The sequence below is a fragment of the Acetobacter fabarum genome, from assembly GCF_040702925.2.
Taxonomy (GTDB): domain Bacteria; phylum Pseudomonadota; class Alphaproteobacteria; order Acetobacterales; family Acetobacteraceae; genus Acetobacter; species Acetobacter fabarum_B.
Genome location: NZ_JBFCXX020000026.1, coordinates 14,433 through 30,504, shown reverse-complemented (window position 1 = coordinate 30,504; position 16,072 = coordinate 14,433). Strand labels below are relative to the sequence as shown.

14 protein-coding genes, 1 tRNA gene and 2 pseudogenes are annotated in these 16,072 nt (G+C 58.8%); 14 read left to right on the top strand and 3 right to left on the bottom strand.

Annotation, left to right across the window (positions count from 1 at the left end):
• From AB2L51_RS13595 to AB2L51_RS13570, 6 genes and pseudogenes are all read left to right on the top strand, one after another.
• Positions 1-369: pseudogene (locus AB2L51_RS13595) on the top strand (hypothetical protein); the annotation flags it as partial.
• On the top strand, positions 344-778 hold the full coding sequence (locus tag AB2L51_RS13590) for a cell wall hydrolase (protein ID WP_395582751.1): 435 nt from the start codon (positions 344-346) through the stop codon (positions 776-778). The pseudogene AB2L51_RS13595 and the gene AB2L51_RS13590, both read left to right, overlap by 26 nt.
• A 4-nt stretch (positions 779-782) precedes the next feature.
• Positions 783-1,136 (top strand): hypothetical protein, encoded by a 354-nt coding sequence (locus AB2L51_RS13585; protein ID WP_395582752.1) that lies wholly within the window; start codon positions 783-785, stop codon positions 1,134-1,136.
• On the top strand, positions 1,133-1,684 hold the full coding sequence (locus tag AB2L51_RS13580; protein ID WP_395582753.1) for a twin-arginine translocation signal domain-containing protein: 552 nt from the start codon (positions 1,133-1,135) through the stop codon (positions 1,682-1,684). Before AB2L51_RS13585 ends, AB2L51_RS13580 begins: the two co-directional genes overlap by 4 nt.
• Positions 1,681-1,827: a hypothetical protein gene (locus AB2L51_RS13575; protein ID WP_165926552.1), complete on the top strand. Its 147-nt coding sequence runs from the start codon at positions 1,681-1,683 to the stop codon at positions 1,825-1,827. The genes AB2L51_RS13580 and AB2L51_RS13575 overlap by 4 nt, the downstream gene beginning before the upstream one ends.
• Positions 1,814-2,197, top strand: coding sequence for a hypothetical protein (locus AB2L51_RS13570; RefSeq protein WP_395582754.1), 384 nt, complete (start codon positions 1,814-1,816; stop codon positions 2,195-2,197). Before AB2L51_RS13575 ends, AB2L51_RS13570 begins: the two co-directional genes overlap by 14 nt.
• A 163-nt stretch (positions 2,198-2,360) precedes the next feature.
• Here AB2L51_RS13570 and AB2L51_RS13565 read toward each other — a convergent pair.
• Positions 2,361-2,466 (bottom strand) — tRNA-OTHER (locus tag AB2L51_RS13565).
• Between the two features lie 579 nt (positions 2,467-3,045).
• Here AB2L51_RS13565 and AB2L51_RS13560 point away from each other — a divergent pair.
• Positions 3,046-3,690: pseudogene (locus AB2L51_RS13560) on the top strand (YfdX family protein); the annotation flags it as partial.
• A 532-nt stretch (positions 3,691-4,222) separates the two neighbouring features.
• Here the strand turns inward: AB2L51_RS13560 and AB2L51_RS13555 are convergent.
• Positions 4,223-5,641 carry a helix-turn-helix domain-containing protein gene (locus tag AB2L51_RS13555; protein WP_395582755.1) on the bottom strand — a complete coding sequence of 473 codons (1,419 nt, stop codon included), beginning with the start codon at positions 5,639-5,641 and terminating at the stop codon, positions 4,223-4,225.
• Between the two features lie 130 nt (positions 5,642-5,771).
• Here AB2L51_RS13555 and AB2L51_RS13550 point away from each other — a divergent pair, with 130 nt between their 5' ends.
• The 4 genes from AB2L51_RS13550 to acs are packed head-to-tail and all read left to right on the top strand — an operon-like array spanning position 5,772 to position 11,505.
• Positions 5,772-7,334 carry an MmgE/PrpD family protein gene (locus tag AB2L51_RS13550; protein ID WP_395582756.1) on the top strand — a complete coding sequence of 521 codons (1,563 nt, stop codon included), beginning with the start codon at positions 5,772-5,774 and terminating at the stop codon, positions 7,332-7,334.
• 36 nt (positions 7,335-7,370) lie between these two features.
• Entirely contained in the window at positions 7,371-8,540 is a 1,170-nt protein-coding gene (gene prpC / locus AB2L51_RS13545) for a bifunctional 2-methylcitrate synthase/citrate synthase (protein ID WP_395582757.1), read from the top strand.
• Positions 8,537-9,469 (top strand): methylisocitrate lyase, encoded by a 933-nt coding sequence (gene prpB, locus AB2L51_RS13540; protein WP_166115991.1) that lies wholly within the window; start codon positions 8,537-8,539, stop codon positions 9,467-9,469. Before prpC ends, prpB begins: the two co-directional genes overlap by 4 nt.
• A gap of 53 nt (positions 9,470-9,522) precedes the next feature.
• Positions 9,523-11,505 carry an acetate--CoA ligase gene (gene acs / locus AB2L51_RS13535; protein WP_166115992.1) on the top strand — a complete coding sequence of 661 codons (1,983 nt, stop codon included), beginning with the start codon at positions 9,523-9,525 and terminating at the stop codon, positions 11,503-11,505.
• Between the two features lie 305 nt (positions 11,506-11,810).
• Here acs and AB2L51_RS13530 read toward each other — a convergent pair whose 3' ends face one another.
• Complete coding sequence (locus tag AB2L51_RS13530; protein ID WP_395582758.1) at positions 11,811-11,972, bottom strand: hypothetical protein; 162 nt, start codon at positions 11,970-11,972, stop codon at positions 11,811-11,813.
• Positions 11,973-12,292: 320 nt separating this feature from the next.
• Between AB2L51_RS13530 and AB2L51_RS13525 the strand changes: the two genes are divergently transcribed.
• The 3 genes from AB2L51_RS13525 to AB2L51_RS13515 all read left to right on the top strand — a co-directional run bounded on the left by AB2L51_RS13525 (position 12,293) and on the right by AB2L51_RS13515 (position 15,954).
• Positions 12,293-13,522 (top strand): MFS transporter, encoded by a 1,230-nt coding sequence (locus tag AB2L51_RS13525; RefSeq protein WP_395582759.1) that lies wholly within the window; start codon positions 12,293-12,295, stop codon positions 13,520-13,522.
• A gap of 25 nt (positions 13,523-13,547) precedes the next feature.
• A complete protein-coding gene (locus AB2L51_RS13520) occupies positions 13,548-14,723 on the top strand; it encodes a thylakoid lumen protein (RefSeq protein ID WP_395582760.1) in 1,176 nt (391 codons plus the stop codon).
• A gap of 97 nt (positions 14,724-14,820) precedes the next feature.
• Complete coding sequence (locus AB2L51_RS13515; RefSeq protein ID WP_395582761.1) at positions 14,821-15,954, top strand: thylakoid lumen protein; 1,134 nt, start codon at positions 14,821-14,823, stop codon at positions 15,952-15,954.
• The last annotated feature ends 118 nt before the right edge of the window (positions 15,955-16,072 follow it).

Genomic DNA, 16,072 nt, shown 5'->3' with positions numbered 1-16,072 from the left:
AAGTCCGGCCAGAGCGCCATGATGGAACGGCTGATTTCCATCGAAGCGCAGGGGCAGGAGCGCGAGCGCAACCGGGCCGTTGAGGCATCGGACACCCGCAAGGCGCTAACGGACCTGACCAAGCAGATAGCCGAACACACGGGCGCACAAAAGCGCCAGAACCAACTTGCCGAGGACAGCCTGCGACGCTGGCGCAAACTTGCCGTTGTCGTCGGGCTGACCTGCACCATTGGGGCCGCCGTGGGGTCTACGCTGCTCTCCGATCAGGAAGTGGCCAGTACCATATGGGTGCGCTGGCTGCATCTGCGCGAGCCGTGGGACGCGGCGCAGGGAGGGCAGGCAAATGCCGCAAGCCTCTCTACTCACTAACCCCTTGCAGGTCTCGGCCCGTACCGCATGGGGCGAGGCGCGGGGGGAGGGCCCGACCGGCATGCAGGCCGTTTTGTGCGCAGGCATGAACCGTCTGGCCCGGCCCGCTTGGTGGGGTCACAATATTTGCGGCGTGTTCCTCTGCCCATGGCAGTTCTCCTGCTGGAATGACGACGACCCCAACCGGGAGAAATTGCTGGCCGTGACCAGTGCGGACCCGCAGTTCCAGACAGCTCTTGCGCTGGGTCAGCGCCTTGTGGGGGGCACCCTTACCGACATCACCAGTGGGGCAGACAGCTACTATGACACGCGCCTTCCGAACGCGCCTGCATGGGCTGCTCCCCGCTTCTATCGCTGCACGATTGGTCACCATGCGTTTTACCGCGTGGGGCCTTTTGGAGAAGGATAATCCCATGGCTGACACGCCAGACAAGAAAACGGCAGTAGTTAACACTGCCAAAGTAGCAGGCATTGTGTCCCTGCTCCCCGCCCTGTTTTCCGCCCTGCCGCAGAATGTTGCGCTGATTATCTGCGCCACCATGGTGACGTGTGCGACCATCACCGCGTCCGTACCGGCCCCGACCAGCAACCGCTTCCTGATTGCTCTGTATCAGGCTGTGCGCGTGACCGGGCTGGGCATCAAATACGCGCTCCCCTATGCGGCCACGCATCTCGTAAAGGCTGCACCTGCTACTCCGTCGGCCCCGGCCGCCCCTCTGGCTGGGCCCGGCTCCGTTATCAACATTCCTCAGGACGCACCGAAATGACCAATCTTTCCCGCCGCAACTTCCTGCAGACGTCTGCCCTGCTCGGAGCTACCGCTCTAACGGCCTGCACTGTTGCCACCAACGGCAGCAATACCACCATCACGCTCAATACAGCCAAGGTTAAGGCTTACGGGCAAGCAGGCATTAACGCTATCGCCACGATCCTGAGCATCACCGCCGTTGCATCTGCAATGGGCGTACCCGGGGTGGCCGCTATTGAGACGGCTGGGGCAGTCCTTGCCGCCAGCCTGTCCGCGTTCTCCAGCGCGACCAACGGCATGCTGACCATCACGTATGACGATACGAACTGGAAAACCAAGGTCGATACGATTCTGGTGGACCTTAATGGTGTGGCCACAGCCCTGCGTTCCGGTCTAAGTGCTGCACAGCAGACGATTACAAGTCCGGTTATCAACACTGCCATCACCGCCTTCAATGCCCTACTGACCGTGCTGGATGCGTTTATGGGCGTTCTGGGTATCAACCTGTCCAGCGTGACGGACACGCAGGAGGCTACCGCGCTCAAGACATTGGCGGTTGCTCAGTGACGCCAGACTTTGAATGCGGCGCGATTGCCGGGGGTGCGATTGTCGGGCTCGGCACACTCCTGCTGGCGCTCATATGGCGCTGGCGGGCGAGCGCGGGCAGCTTCTGGGGACAGCTTACGAAGGGGCAGGATGATGCGGATTAAGGCGGTGGCCTGCCTGCTCGCCCTCTCAGCCTGCGCCAATGTCCCGCTACAGGCCAAGCGTGATCTTATCGGTATGGCCCGGTCTGACCTTATCGCCTGTGCTGGGGTGCCCGACAATGTGGCCACCCTGCCGGATGGCGAGGTGCTGCAATGGCGGCAGGACCAGCAGGTGCAGGGGCCGTTCACACTCAAGGGGCCGATGTCGCTGGAACTGGACCTATCCGGCCACGGGACGTGCCACTTTGTCGCCCGGTTGCGACAGGGGCGTGTGACGCAGGTGGAATACACCGGGCCGAGCGGTACGCTGTTGGGACCGTATTCGGCTTGTCGGCCTTTGGTGCTAGCTTGTGAGCGGTTTGTGATGAGGTGACGGACTTCCACCGTCTGCTACGGAATGTAAGACCCGAGGGGCCACTCCGCATCTGCGACCGCGTGCACGCGACGACTACCAGAGAGACCGATGCGGAAGCAGAGCGGTACGGGTCTGGCACCCGCCAACCTGTAAGGATTACTTACAAGTTGGAACCTGAAACTGGGGACGCGGACAGGACTTGAACCTGCACATTATCTGGCCATTAAGCTCCCATCGGATTGCTCCGAAACTCATGGCAGACTGTTCTACCGACGAACTCCCGCGTCATGTTGCTACGGGCCGGGCTTGATACCGGCTTGCGATCCTTTTGTCGGCGTCCGGGATAGTCATAAAGACGATTACCGGAAGACTCGAATATCGCGCTGTCTTCTCTGCTGCGTGTCCATCCACGCTGCCGTAGCCCGGTTAGGGTAGTACAGGTTTGGGGTGTTGTACAAGGGGAAAATCTTCCCGATAGTGTAAAACAAAATTCCCATCTCTGTAAAACTCGCGCAACAATCGGCAGAAAACAACCATATATATGGCATCCGCAGAATCTGTGGACGACTCTGACCCAATGGGCCTTTTTTTATGCGTCAACCGGGTACAGGACGGCAGAAAAAAAAGAGGGCTGTAGCCCGGTCTGTCGGCACTGTTGCGCCTGTTTTTAAAACATGGCTGTATTGCGAAATGGTTGATGGGTTTGAGACTTGACCGATTGGCAAAGAAAGATTTTCAAAAATAATAATTTTTTTAATGCTGTATCTTTTGCGTCCAGCATCTTGAGGAACGTATTTTACTAACCAGATATTGAGGAGAAATCCTTAATACATGGGTGTTCAACATTTTCAGTCAGGATTGTTTTTATGCGTTTTAAGGCATCTTTTGCGGCAGTGGCCGCTCTTATGGTTAGTGCTTCGGCAGCGCATGCCGGGGCCATTCATACGGATTGGGAAAAGTTCAAGGCCGGGCGTGCGCTGCATCACCTGTCTGTAGATGGGCAGAAAGCCTTGCAGGATGTGCTGGTCGCGCGTGATCTGCTGGCACAGGGTAAAACGGATGCGGCTATTCCTCCGATTTACGATGCGCAGAAGCGTTTTGTTGCTGCACAAAAGGATAACCGGCGGTTTTACGCGGCGGAAGACCAGTTGCAGCCTGCTCCCCAGCATCCTGTTTCGGCCACACATAAGCCCATCACCGGTTCTGTGACGTGGATTCCCGTTGGTGGTGAGTTCATTCTGACCGAAACTCTGGCTCCCGATAAAAAAGTGGCAGCCCAGAAGGCCAACAAGGCGCTCAAGGCCGGGCAGAACGTACAGGCCGAGCAGAACCTGCAGGTTGTGGGCGAAGATGCTGACTTTATTATCGCCCTCGCTCCTCTGGAGCAGACCAAAGATACCCTGTACCGCGCCCGTGTGCTGACCGAAGGCCGTCAGGCCGCACAGGCAAAGGAAGCGCTGGACCAGTTGCTGGATGGCATCGTGTTCGTCTCGGATGATTTTGTGGACCAGCACTTAAACGCCCAGTCCTCCGCCCATGCATCGGGCCAGACACCGGCCCATTCTCCCGCAAAAACTGCTGCTCAGGGTAATGGTGCTGTAGCGCCTGCGACCACCCCTGCTACGGTTCCCGCATCCGCATCCGCGCCCGTTCCCGTTACGGCTCCGGCAGCCTCGACGGCGGCAACGCCAGATGCCTCCAAGGGGAACTCCACCACGGGGGGCACTCACTAAAAGCGCTTAAAACCAAGGGCTTGTGAGAACAACGCGAGGGGGTGGCGAAAAAAATTCGCCACCCCTTGTTTTTTTACTTGCACTTTAATGAGAATCGTTCTTATTATCATCTTGTCGCGGTGATGAAGGCGTTTCTGCTGGTGGGGCAAGGGGCATCACCGCGACAATCTGTGGTTGTCGTGACTACCGTAAAAAACTATCCCCCCTAAACTTCCGGGCTGTTTTGCATCCCCGGTCAGTCCGGAAGGTTCTTTCTTCTCCTCCTCCCCCTTGCCCCACCAGCACCAAACCCGCTCCCTGCGCGGGTTTTTTAGTGTTCGGGCACGGCTCTGTAGGGGACAACCCCACGCGCATTGCTGCCCGTATCCAGCACCCTGCCAGAAACAGGGAGCGAGCGGTGGCTGCACAGTTCCCGCCCGCAGGCCCGGCACCCTGGCCCAATGGGCACAACCAGCGTGTGGTCCGCCAGATCAAGCCCGGCGGCGTAAACGGTTTTTGCCGCATCGGCTATGGTGCAGCCCAGAACAATGGCAATCTGGCGGGGGCGGTCGGCGTAGCTCAGTCCTTCCCGCCCAACGGTGCGTGCAACATTCAGGTAAATGGAATCATCGGTTGTCTGCGAAAGCTGAACCTGAACCTGCCCCGGTGTTGCAAAGGCGCGGAACACGTTCCACAACGGGCAGGGGCCACCAAAGCGTGCCTGAGAAAAACGGTTGGCCGAAAAACTTTTAAGAATATTGCCAGCAATATCCAGTTTAAGAAAATAGAATGGAATACCTTCCGCGCCAAAGCGCTGCATGGTGCTCAGGCGGTGGCTTACCTGCTCGAAGCTGACGCCAAAGTGGCGGCGCAGGTCGTCCACATCATACCGCATGCTCTGGGCCTTACGCAGGAAGCGCGTATAGGGCAGGATGAGTGCGCCAGCAAAATAATTGCCCAGATACACCCGTGCGAGTTCCTGCGCATTACGCTCTTTTGGGCCTTCGCGGCGCAAAATGTCTGTCATCAGGCGGGTATGTTCCAACTGGCCTATAATCTGGGCCAGAAAAAACAGCGTGCTTTCCGGCGGCTGGTTATGGGGGAGCTGGATCTGATGTTTATGCCGGTCAATCCGCCAGACCAGCCCGCGCTCCTGCATGTCCGTATTATGGGTGATACCCAGCCCGTGCTGGTTGAGCAGGTGTCTGGCAAGGGCTGTGTCCAGCGATGTATCCGTGCTGATGAGGCGTTCGTAAAATTCCTCGGCAGCACAATCAAGTTCATGAAAATAGTTGTTATGGTCCTGCACCCAGTTACCAACCGCCTCGTAAGGTTCAAGCGGGGGCATGCTGGCCAGAGGGGCATGGGCGTGCCGCTCCTGCTCAAATGTGTATGCACGGTAGAGCGTTAAAAATGCCTCGCACAGTTCGGGGCTCTGGCGGGCCGCTTCCGCCATTTTGACGAGTTGTAACGGAGAGGTTTTAAAAATCGGGTCGGCCATGGTCTCGCGCAGCGCCTGCACGGCATGGGCTTCTCGCGTGTCGGCAAACCATGCGGGGCTCAGGGCAAACCGTTCGCACAGACTTTGCAGAAGGTGGTCGGGCAGGGGGCGATGGTTGCGCTCCATCTGGTTAAGGTAGCTGAGCGATACGCCAACACACTCGGCCAGTACGGCCTGTGTCATGCCTTCACGCTGGCGGAGCTGGCGGAGCCTGTTGCCAGCAAACAGCTTGGTTTTGGTTCTGGGCATGCTTAGCAACCTTCACAGACTTTGCAACGGACGCGAATTCCTTCGCTTCTTTTTACTCTTATTCCTCTGCTGCTTTACGCAACAGTCTGCAACTGTTTCCCCAGATCACAAGATGGCAAGGGCCGGAACAATGCAAAATCATGAAGTGCGCGTACACCCAGAAAGTGAACGCCTGAACCGCGCGGACCAGCTGGCCTGGAAAATTGCACAGGTCGCGGCAGACCCGGTTGCGGTGGAATCCGCTGTGGCGGATATGATCATCAACCGCATGATTGACAATGCCGCCGTAGCCATGGCTTCGGTCAACCGTCATTCGGTCATGAGTGCCCGGACAGAAGCACTGGCCCATCGCAGGCCGGGTGGGGCTACGGTGTTTGGCATGGGGCCGGATGTGCGCGTCCATGCGGAGTGGGCGGCATGGGCCAACGGTACCGCTGTCCGTGAACTGGACTACCACGACACCTTTCTGGCGGCTGAATACTCCCATCCGGGGGACAATATTCCCGGTATTCTGGCCGTGGCGCAGCAGTGCAACCGCAGTGGCGCGGACCTGATCCGCGGCATTGCCACGGGTTACGAAATCCAGATTGATCTGGCCCGCGCCATATGCCTGCACAAGCACAAGATTGACCATGTGGCTCATCTTGGCCCATCAGTTGCGGCGGGTATTGGCACATTGCTGCGCCTGCCGCCCTCGGTCATTTATCAGGCTATCGGGCAGGCGCTGCATGTTACCACCGCCACACGCCAGAGCCGCAAGGGCGAAATTTCGTCCTGGAAGGCGTACGCCCCGGCTCATGCAGGCAAAATGGCTGTAGAGTCAGTCGATCGCGCCATGCTGGGTGAAACATCCCCGACCCCGATCTATGAAGGGGAGGATGGGGTTATCGCATGGATGCTCGATGGGAAAGATGCGCATTACACCGTGCCCCTGCCGGGTATGGGTGAACCCAAGCGGGCCATCCTGTCTTCCTTTACCAAGGAACATTCAGCCGAATACCAGAGTCAGGCGCTGATCGACCTTGCCTTCCGCATGGGCAAAAAAATCAGCAACTGGGAAGATGTGGAAGATGTGCTGATCGAAACCAGCCACCACACCCATTACGTGATTGGTACCGGCTCCAACGATCCGCAGAAGTTTGACCCGCAGGCCACGCGGGAAACGCTGGACCACTCCATCATGTATATTGTGGCTGTGGCTCTGCAGGACGGGTGCTGGCACCATGTGCGCTCCTACGAGCCCGAACGGGCGCGCAGGCCCGATACGGTGCGGTTGTGGAAAAAAATCCACACGGTTGAAAAACCCGAGTGGACACAACGCTACCATGAGAGCGACCCCGACAAAAAAGCCTTTGGCGGCCGTATTGTCATCCGTATGAAAGACGGCACCGTGCTGGCAGACGAACTGGCCGTGGCCAACGCCCATACGCTGGGGGCAACGCCGTGGCAGCGTGCGGATTACATTAAAAAGTTCCGCACCCTGTCTGAAGGTATTGTGGCTCCGGCGGAAGTTGAGCGTTTCCTGGCCGCCGTGCAGCGCCTGCCAGAACTTGGGGCAGGGGAACTCCACCAGCTTGAACTGCATATTCCGCCACAGGACATGCAGATCAACAAGGTGGAAGGCATTTTCAACTTCGGCCAGTCTGCTCAGGGTGCCAGAAATACCCAGCAGACCGCAGCCTTTACGTCCTGACAGACACATAAAGACCAAGGCAGGGGAGCAACAGCAATGCACACCGAACTGCACCGCACAAAACCCAAAAAATCCGTGGCCCTGTCCGGCACCGTGGCGGGCAATACGGCCCTGAGCACGGTCGGCCATAGCGGGAATGACCTGCATTACCGTGGGTATGACATAAAAGACCTCGCCCGTACCTGTACGTTCGAGGAGGTCGCCTACCTGCTGATCTACGGCTTTTTGCCCAACACGGCGGAACTGGAAGGGTATAAACGTCACCTGATGAGCCTGCGCGATATTCCCGATATCGTGCGGGCGGCTCTGGAACGTCTGCCAGCCTCCACTCACCCTATGGATGTCCTGCGGACGGCGGTGTCCGTTCTGGGGTGCGCCCTGCCCGAGCGGAGTGACTGCCCCACCGCAGGCGCGCGGGAAATCGCGGACAGGCTGGTGGCCTCCACCGCATCCATGCTGCTTTACTGGTACCATTATTCCAACCACGGGCGGCGGATAGACACCCATACGGATGATGCCAGTGCAGGCGGGCATTTCTTGCACCTTCTGCATGGCACCACGCCTCCGGATAGCTGGGTGCAGGCCATGCATACATCGCTTATCCTGTATGCCGAGCATGAGTTTAACGCCTCCACCTTTGCTTCGCGCGTTGTGGCGGGCACAGGGTCGGACATGTATTCCGCCGTAACGGCTGCCATTGGTGCGCTGCGTGGCCCCAAACATGGGGGTGCGAACGAGGTGGCGCTGGACATCCAGCAACGCTACCACACGGCGGACGAAGCCGAGGCGGACATCCGCCGCAGGCTGGAAGCCAAGGAAGTGATTATCGGTTTTGGTCATCCGGTGTACACTCTGGCCGACCCGCGTAACGAAATTATCAAGGAAACAGCGAGGGACCTCTCCAACCGCAACGGCACCATGCGGCTCTATACCGTAGCCGAGCGCATAGAGCGGGTTATGGCTGAACAGAAAAAGATGTTCCCCAACCTCGACTGGTTCAGTGCTGTTTCCTACAACGCCATGAACATTCCCACGGCCATGTTCACGCCTGTTTTTGTCATGGCCCGCGTGACCGGCTGGTGTGCGCATATCATGGAACAGCGGATGGATGGCAAAATCATCCGTCCCTCCGCCAATTATACCGGGCCAGACGCCCGTCCGCTTATCCCTTTGCGTGAACGTGATGGACTGGAGTACGCCGCATGACCTATCTGGTAGGCAAGGACCTGCCCGCAACTCCTGCGGGCCAGCGTTTTATGGAAATGATGCACCGCAAAGGCATTATGCAAATCCCCGGTGCGCATAACGGGCAGGCGGCCCTGCAGGCAAAGGATTGCGGGTTTGGCGCGCTGTACCTTTCGGGGGCGGCCATGACCGCAAGCATGGGGCTGCCTGACCTTGGTATTATTACCATAGACGAGGTGTGTTTTTTCATTCGTCAGGTTGTGCGCGCCTCGGGCCTGCCCGTGCTGGTGGATGGCGATACGGGGTATGGTGAAACCCTGAACGTGATGAACATGGTGCGCGCGTTTGAGGAAGCCGGGGCCGCCGCCGTGCATATTGAAGATCAGGTTCTGCCCAAAAAATGCGGACACCTGAATGACAAGAAGCTCGTTTCCCCTCAGGAAATGGCGCAGAAAGTGGCCGCCGCCGCCCGTGCCCGGCGCGACATGGTGGTGATCGCGCGCACAGATGCCGCCGGCTCGGAAGGGCTGGACGGCGCGGTGGCCCGTGCAAGGCTGTATTACGAGGCCGGAGCAGACGCCATTTTCCCCGAGGCTTTGATATCGGAAGATATGTTCAGGGAGTTTGCGCGCCGCCTGCCAGATGTGCCCCTGCTGGCCAATATGACCGAATTTGGCCGTTCCCCCTATTTTACCGCCTCCGAGTTCGAGGACATGGGGTATAGCATGATCATATGGCCGGTCAGTTCCCTGCGTGCGGCCAACAAGGCACAGGCGGATCTGTATGCCACCATTGCGCGTACGGGTGGCACACACGCCATGCTGGAGCGGATGCAAACCCGTGAGGAGCTGTACAAAACGCTTCGGTATTATGATTATGAAACACTTGATGCAGGCATTGTGGCCACGGTTCTTCCGCACATAGGGCAGCCCGACCGTAACGCAGCCTGAAAACCGCAGACTTCTGTCCCATACAAACAACAAGAATCAGGGGATACAAGACCATGACGGACCAAACATTCATCCCGGCGCGCAACTACCCTCATTATCCGGCTATCATGACGCCGGAGCAGTTGCAGGTCATGCGTGAGCATGCAAAACGCGATCCGGACGGGTTCTGGTTGCAACAGGCGCGGCGCATCCACTGGTGCTCCCGCCCCACTCAGGGCTTTTCCGGAAGTTTTGAAAAAGACGTGTCCATAAGCTGGTTTGCAGATGGCACACTGAATGCCTCGGTCTGCTGCATAGACCGGCACCTGACCGAGCGGGGCGACCAGGTTGCCCTGATCAGCCAGCGTGAGGCAGCGGGGCGCTCGGAAAGCCTGACCTACAGGGACCTGCACGAACGGGTCTGCCGTCTGGCCAATGCCCTGACCCATCTGGGGGTGGAAAAAGGGCATCGCGTGGCCATCTGCCTGCCCATGGTGGCGGAGGCGGTTGTGTCCATGCTGGCCTGCGCGCGCATTGGTGCGGTGCATGTGGTGCTGTTTGGCGGGTTCTCGGCCGAGGGTATTGCCGAACGTCTGGTGGATAGTGGGGCCGTGGCTGTTATTACCGCCAACATGGCATGGCGTGGCAACAAGCCTGTGGCGTACAAGCAGAGCATGGATGAAGCCCTGCGCAAGGCTGGGGGCAATAGTGGCGTGCACTCCATGCTGGTTGTGCGCACATCGGAGGAAGCCGTGCCCATGCTGCCGGGCCGGGACTACGATTTTCATGATTTCGTGGATAATTTCGAGGCGGATTTCGTGCCTGCCGTCATGCGGGCGGAGGACCCGCTGTTCATGCTCTATACCTCGGGCAGCACGGGCAAGCCCAAGGCGGTTGTGCATGCAACGGGTGGGTATATGGTCTGGGCAGCCTACACCATGGGCATGGTCTATACCCACCAGCCGGGCGATGTGCTGTGGTGCACGGCGGATGTGGCCTGGATTACGGGGCACACCTCGGTTGTGTATGGCCCGCTGGCCAATGGTGGTACGACCATGATCTCGGACAGTCTGCCCACTCACCCCCGGCCGGGGCGGTGGTTTGAACTGATTGATGAATACAAGGTAAGCATGCTCTTTACCGCGCCCACAGCCGTACGCGCCATGATGGCCGAGGGCGATGAGGTGGTGAACCGGCACAACCTTGGTTCCCTGCGCCTGCTGGGTGTTGCGGGTGAACCCATAAGCCCCGATGCGTGGCTGTGGTACCATGATGTGGTGGGCAAAAAACGCTGCCCCGTGGCCGATACGTGGTGGCAGACGGAAACCGCAGGCATTGTGCTTGGCCCCGTACCGGGTGTGCAATCACTCAAGCCCGGTTCGGCCACCATGCCTCTGCCGGGGGTGGAAATGGCCATACTCGACCAGCAGGGCAAGGTGGAGCAGGGTGCTGCGGAAGGTGCCTTGTGCATTGCGCGCTCATGGCCCGGTCAGGCGCGCACCATATGGGGTGACCATGCCCGCTTCTGCCAGACGTATTTTGCCCTCGCACCGGGCCTGTATTTTACAGGCGATGGCGCAAGGCGGGATGAGGACGGGTATTACTGGATAACCGGCCGCATGGATGACGTGATCAACATTGCCGGGCACCGCCTTGGCACGGCGGAGGTGGAGGATGCTCTGGGCGCGGACCACAGGATTGTGGAATGTGCGGCTGTGGGTGTGGAGCATCCGGTCAAGGGGCAGGCGCTGGTCGTGTTCGCCATCCCCCGCAAGGACGCAACCACCGGGCTGGATGAGGCGGGCATAAGCCGCCTTGTGGTGCAGTTGATCGGGCGGTACGCAGCGCCGGAGGCGGTGTATCTGGTGCCCGATCTGCCTCGCACACGTTCGGGCAAAATCGTGCGTCGCCTGTTGCGCAAGATCGCAAGTGGCGATACGAATGATCTGGGTGATCTGTCAGCCCTGAGCGATCAGTCCATCGTGCCCATGCTCCGGGAGCGGGTATGGGGGCAGATGGCTTTCGGGAAGTCAGAAGCCGTGCAGGCCAGAGCCTGAGGCTCTGTGGGCCAGTACGCAACGGAATCTTGCTAAGCGCGGCAAGACCGGAGGGGTCGAGGCGGTAACGCCCCGGCCCTTCTGCTTATCCGGGCCATAGCTCGCCGGGTTTACCAGCATATGCGCACCATCAGGCGCTGAGTATGCGTCCCCACAGGGCAGGTGCCGGGCATGCGCTCATACAGACCGTGCAACCGGGTCCGGCAGGCAGGGCCGGACCCGGCGCGCTGGTCTGGTGGATGTGGGATATTCCACCCCCCTTGTGTTCATTTTGGAACATCCCCACCCACCAAATGGCGGAAACCTTACTTTTTCCGCCATTCCAGATCTTCAACCGGAGGCTGGATCTTGTTCAGGACGTAATCTTTCTCATCAATTTCGTCCTCCATCTCACCTTTGAGCACAACAATCCGGTTGTCCTTGCCGTCATGGCCTGCCACGCGCCACAAGCCTGTCCATTGAGACATTCCACGTTCCTTCAAAGATATTTTGAAAAACTGCTGATAATACCATACATAAACAGTAGTATCCGTATTCATTAAGCATGGGTGCGCAGCCTCTGGTCAACGCCCGTGTCATCATGGCTGTCGTGTGTGACGGGTGGTGGGGTTGGAACGATTCCTGCGTGGGATTCCCTTCCTCTTTTGCAGTGTGTGGGTGGTGTCTGCGGTCGTGTGTGCAGGCCCGCACCACCTCGGACATGCTGGCGTATTCGTGATTATTCCCGCATGGCAAAGCCAGTGGCGGGCATGCCACAAGGTGGGTAACCGGCAAGCAGGAGTTCCCAATGGCCGCCACTGCTCTCTCCCCCATTGACCGTACAACAGCCCGACATGTGGTAGCCGCCTCCTTTCTGGGGTGGATGCTCGATGCCTGCGATTTTTTTATTGTCCTGTTCACGCTTGATAATGTCGCCCACAGTTTTTCCACCTCGCTGGAGGTGGTGCTGCTGGCCCCCACGCTCACCCTTGTCACCCGGCCCATAGGGGCTTTTGTATGCGGACGCGCCGCGGATGCGTACGGCCGCAAACCAGTGCTGATCGGCACAATTACCATTTACTCGCTGATTGAGGTCTTATCGGCCTTTGCGCCCACGCTTACGGTTTTTCTGGTTCTGCGTGCCCTGTTTGGTGTGGCCCTTGGGGGGGAATGGGGGGTTGGTACTTCCCTGATCATGGAAAGTGTTCCACCGTCATGGCGGGGTACGGCATCGGGCATTTTGCAGGCCGGGTATCCGGCCGGGTATCTGCTGGCCTCGCTCATGTTCCTGCTCTTGCCCGTGCTGGGCTGGCGGGGGCTGTTTGTGCTGGGGGGCGGGGCTATTGTGTCGGCTCTTTACATCTGGCTGTGTGTGCCCGAAAGCCCGGACTGGCTGGCCCGTCAGGCACAGGGGACGGGGGCCGAGCGCCCGCCGGGCATGCTGGCGGTTGCACGCCAGAACTTGGCTCTGTGCGTGTTTGCGGTAACGCTTATGGCGGCCTTCAACTTCATGAGCCACGGTTCGCAGGATTTGTATCCCAAGGTGTTTCTGGCACTTGAGCGGCATGTGCCCCCTCCCTCCATTACCCTGCTGGCCGTGCTGTACAATCTGGCGGCCATTGCGGGCGGGGTGGTGTTTGGTGTGCTCTCCCAGCGTATCGGGCGGCAGTATGCCATTGCTGTAGCCGCAGCGCTGACCATTCCGCTGCTGCCGTTGTGGACCCTGCCGCACTCCATTTTCTGGCTTGGGGTGGGGGCTGTGTGCATCCAGTTCTGTATTCAGGGAGCGTGGGGGGTGGTACCGGCCTATCTGAGCGAGCTTTCCCCTGCTTCTGTTCGCGCCACGTTTCCGGGGCTGGCGTATCAGTGTGGTAATCTTATTGCGGCCAGCAACGCACTTGTGCAAACCCGGCTTGCGGGGTGGATCGGCGCAGGGCTTGCCCCCGCCCTTATGCTCACTGTAGGGGGAGCAGCACTGGGAGTACTGGTGCTGACCCTGCTGAACGCCCGCCTGCACCCACAAAGCAGGCTGGGCTGAAAACCGCAGACAAGGAGAGGCATGCATGCACAGGTCAGATGTCTGGTTCATCCGGCTGCGTGGCTTTCTGCCTCTTGGTCTGTGTGGTGTGCTGCTGGCTACTGTTGCCAGCACTACGGCCCCAGCCGCAACCAGAGTGAGGGTGGAGGACCAGCGTGACCCGGCCCCGGTCAGACCGTTGGCCAGCGCACTGGTGTTTGACAGGTTCGAGCGTATAAAACCCCGCTCTATGGAGCTGAAGTTTACGGATGTCTCCGTACGGGTGGAGGTGGCAGAGCACCAGCCCTGCCCGACCCGCGGTATTCTGATGGATAATGAGGAAGAGGGAACTTCTCCCGGGCAGGAACAGTTCTGCACGGTTGCCACACTGGTTGCACAGGCCCCGAACCATCCGGAGTTCCGGCAGGTTATTGCCTCCCTGCTGACCGGGGATAACGGGGCGCTGGATACGCTGCATCTTGCCCTTTACCAGATGGAGGCGGGCGATGGGCCACCTCAGCTCCTGCTCTTTGGCTACACGGGCGGTGCGCATTGCTGCACGGTCAGTGCCCTTGTTGGCGCAGACCGCACTGGAGCATGGCATGTGAGCGCACTGCCACCTCAGGATGGGGATGGTGCGTCCGGTGTCGTGGATATAAAACAGGATGACGGGCGGCAGCTTATCTTTCAGGACGAGCGCTTCAATTACAGGTTTGAAAGTTCTGTCTGGTCGGTCAGGCCGATTGTGATTTATGAATACACACAGGGGCAGTTACGAAACGTTACCACGCAACCGGCTTACAGACCCTTCCTGCGCGCGTATTTCAGGCATGACTTTGCCTCTGATAACATAAGCGCGTTTGACCATGGGGCAGTGAATGGCTTTCTGGCCGCATATGTTGCCAATAGTGCCAATCTTGGCCAGTTGCAGGCCGGGTGGCAGTTCATGTTACGCCATTATAACCGCAAGACGGACAATGCCGGTGTCGTCTGGTGCGCGCTGGACAAGTCCGTGTGGAGCCCGGCAGGGCAGGAGGATTGCCCGGCACCATATGTGCGTACGGTGCCATATCCACAGCAACTGGCCCTGTTTTTGCTTCAGACAGGGTATATCACGCACACTCAATGTGTGGCCCTCGGGTATGACCCGGAAAAAATACAGCAAGCGCAGGAGCAGGTTATTGCGCGGACAACGGCCCGGTGGAAAGCGGCGCACCTGTAAAAGAAATTTCTTTAATTTATAACCATTTATTCAAAACATTCCGCCTGCACCCGCAAAGCGGGTCGGGCAGAGAAGATACAAAAAGAGATGTGTGTTCATGCGTTATTTAAGGCTTCCCCTTCACCTATACCTGCTTCTGGCGGTTGCCTGCGGCACGCAGGCTCTGGCGGCTCCCGCGCAGGAGGATTTTTCCGCTGTCGCTCAGGATGTTGCACCGTTTGTCAGTGCAAACGTTTTTAACGCTGCGGATCGGTCATTCTCTCAACCTCTGAGTGTCACTGTCGGGGAGCTGAGCGTGCGGGTGGAGCTTGCCGAGCGCCAGCCCTGCCCCTCCCATGGTCTGCTGGAGGGGGAGCAGCAGGCTACGCTTTTACGCTCAGGGGGGCTTTGCAAGGTTGCCACACTGGTGGCCAGTGCTCCGGGTCACCCTGATTTCAGGCAGGTTATTGCAGCGCTCGGGGGCGGAGGAAAAGGGACACTTAGTGATCTCAACCTGTCTTTTTACTATCTGGAACAAGGGGAAGTGCTGCCACAGGTCATCCTGTCCGGTTTTACGGGGGGAACGCGTTGCTGTCTGGTCAGTGCCATTGTGGGGGCAGGGGATGCAGGCCAGTGGTATGCGGTTCAGCTACCCGAACAGAATGGGTTCGGGCCGCCCTCGGTGGTGGATGTGGCTCATGATGGCGGGCGGCAGTTCATTTTTCCGGATAAGCGGTTTGATGCCGTTTTTGCCGCGTACGATTTTTCTGTTGGGCCGGACGTTATTTATGAATACGCACAGGGGAAGCTTAATGTCATTACCCGGCAGCCCCGCTTCAGGCCGTACATGGCGCTGTCCGTCAGGGCCATGCCAGGTGAGGAGGACGTGCCTGCCCCCAGAAGCCGCGAGGTTAACGGGTATCTGGCAGGTTATGTGGCTACCAGCGCTAACGCCGGGCAATTGCAGGCAGGATGGCGCTCTATGCTGGCACGCTATAACCCGCAATCACCTTATCTGCCAAAGTGGTGCACACTGGATAAATCCGCGTGGGGTAAAGGGCGTATGGCCTGCCCGGCACCATACGTGCGCACGGTACCATACCCACAGCAACTGGCTCTGTTTTTGCTTCAGACAGGGTATATCACGCACGCTCAATGTGTGGCCCTCGGGTATGACCCGGAAAAAATACAGCATGAGCAGGACGCAATCCGGACGGCAGCCACGGCGCACTGGCACGCAACACATAACTGATAGGCCTGTGCGAATGCTGTTGTGCCGGGGAACACCTCCGGCAATACAGGTCTTGGCTGTTTGGCTGTTTGGCTGTTTGGCTGTTTGGCTGTTTGGCTGTTTGGCTGTTTGGCCGCCG

Bases quoted from the DNA above. Each gene is read 5' to 3' on its own strand.
- AB2L51_RS13590 (WP_395582751.1), top strand. From the start codon at position 344: ATGCCGCAAGCCTCTCTACTCACTAACCCCTTGCAGGTCTCGGCCCGT.
- AB2L51_RS13585 (WP_395582752.1), top strand. From the start codon at position 783: ATGGCTGACACGCCAGACAAGAAAACGGCAGTAGTTAACACTGCCAAA.
- AB2L51_RS13580 (WP_395582753.1), top strand. From the start codon at position 1,133: ATGACCAATCTTTCCCGCCGCAACTTCCTGCAGACGTCTGCCCTGCTC.
- AB2L51_RS13570 (WP_395582754.1), top strand. From the start codon at position 1,814: ATGATGCGGATTAAGGCGGTGGCCTGCCTGCTCGCCCTCTCAGCCTGC.
- AB2L51_RS13555 (WP_395582755.1), bottom strand. From the start codon at position 5,641: ATGCCCAGAACCAAAACCAAGCTGTTTGCTGGCAACAGGCTCCGCCAG.
- AB2L51_RS13550 (WP_395582756.1), top strand. From the start codon at position 5,772: ATGCAAAATCATGAAGTGCGCGTACACCCAGAAAGTGAACGCCTGAAC.
- prpC (WP_395582757.1), top strand. From the start codon at position 7,371: ATGCACACCGAACTGCACCGCACAAAACCCAAAAAATCCGTGGCCCTG.
- prpB (WP_166115991.1), top strand. From the start codon at position 8,537: ATGACCTATCTGGTAGGCAAGGACCTGCCCGCAACTCCTGCGGGCCAG.
- acs (WP_166115992.1), top strand. From the start codon at position 9,523: ATGACGGACCAAACATTCATCCCGGCGCGCAACTACCCTCATTATCCG.
- AB2L51_RS13530 (WP_395582758.1), bottom strand. From the start codon at position 11,972: ATGTCTCAATGGACAGGCTTGTGGCGCGTGGCAGGCCATGACGGCAAG.
- AB2L51_RS13525 (WP_395582759.1), top strand. From the start codon at position 12,293: ATGGCCGCCACTGCTCTCTCCCCCATTGACCGTACAACAGCCCGACAT.
- AB2L51_RS13520 (WP_395582760.1), top strand. From the start codon at position 13,548: ATGCACAGGTCAGATGTCTGGTTCATCCGGCTGCGTGGCTTTCTGCCT.
- AB2L51_RS13515 (WP_395582761.1), top strand. From the start codon at position 14,821: ATGCGTTATTTAAGGCTTCCCCTTCACCTATACCTGCTTCTGGCGGTT.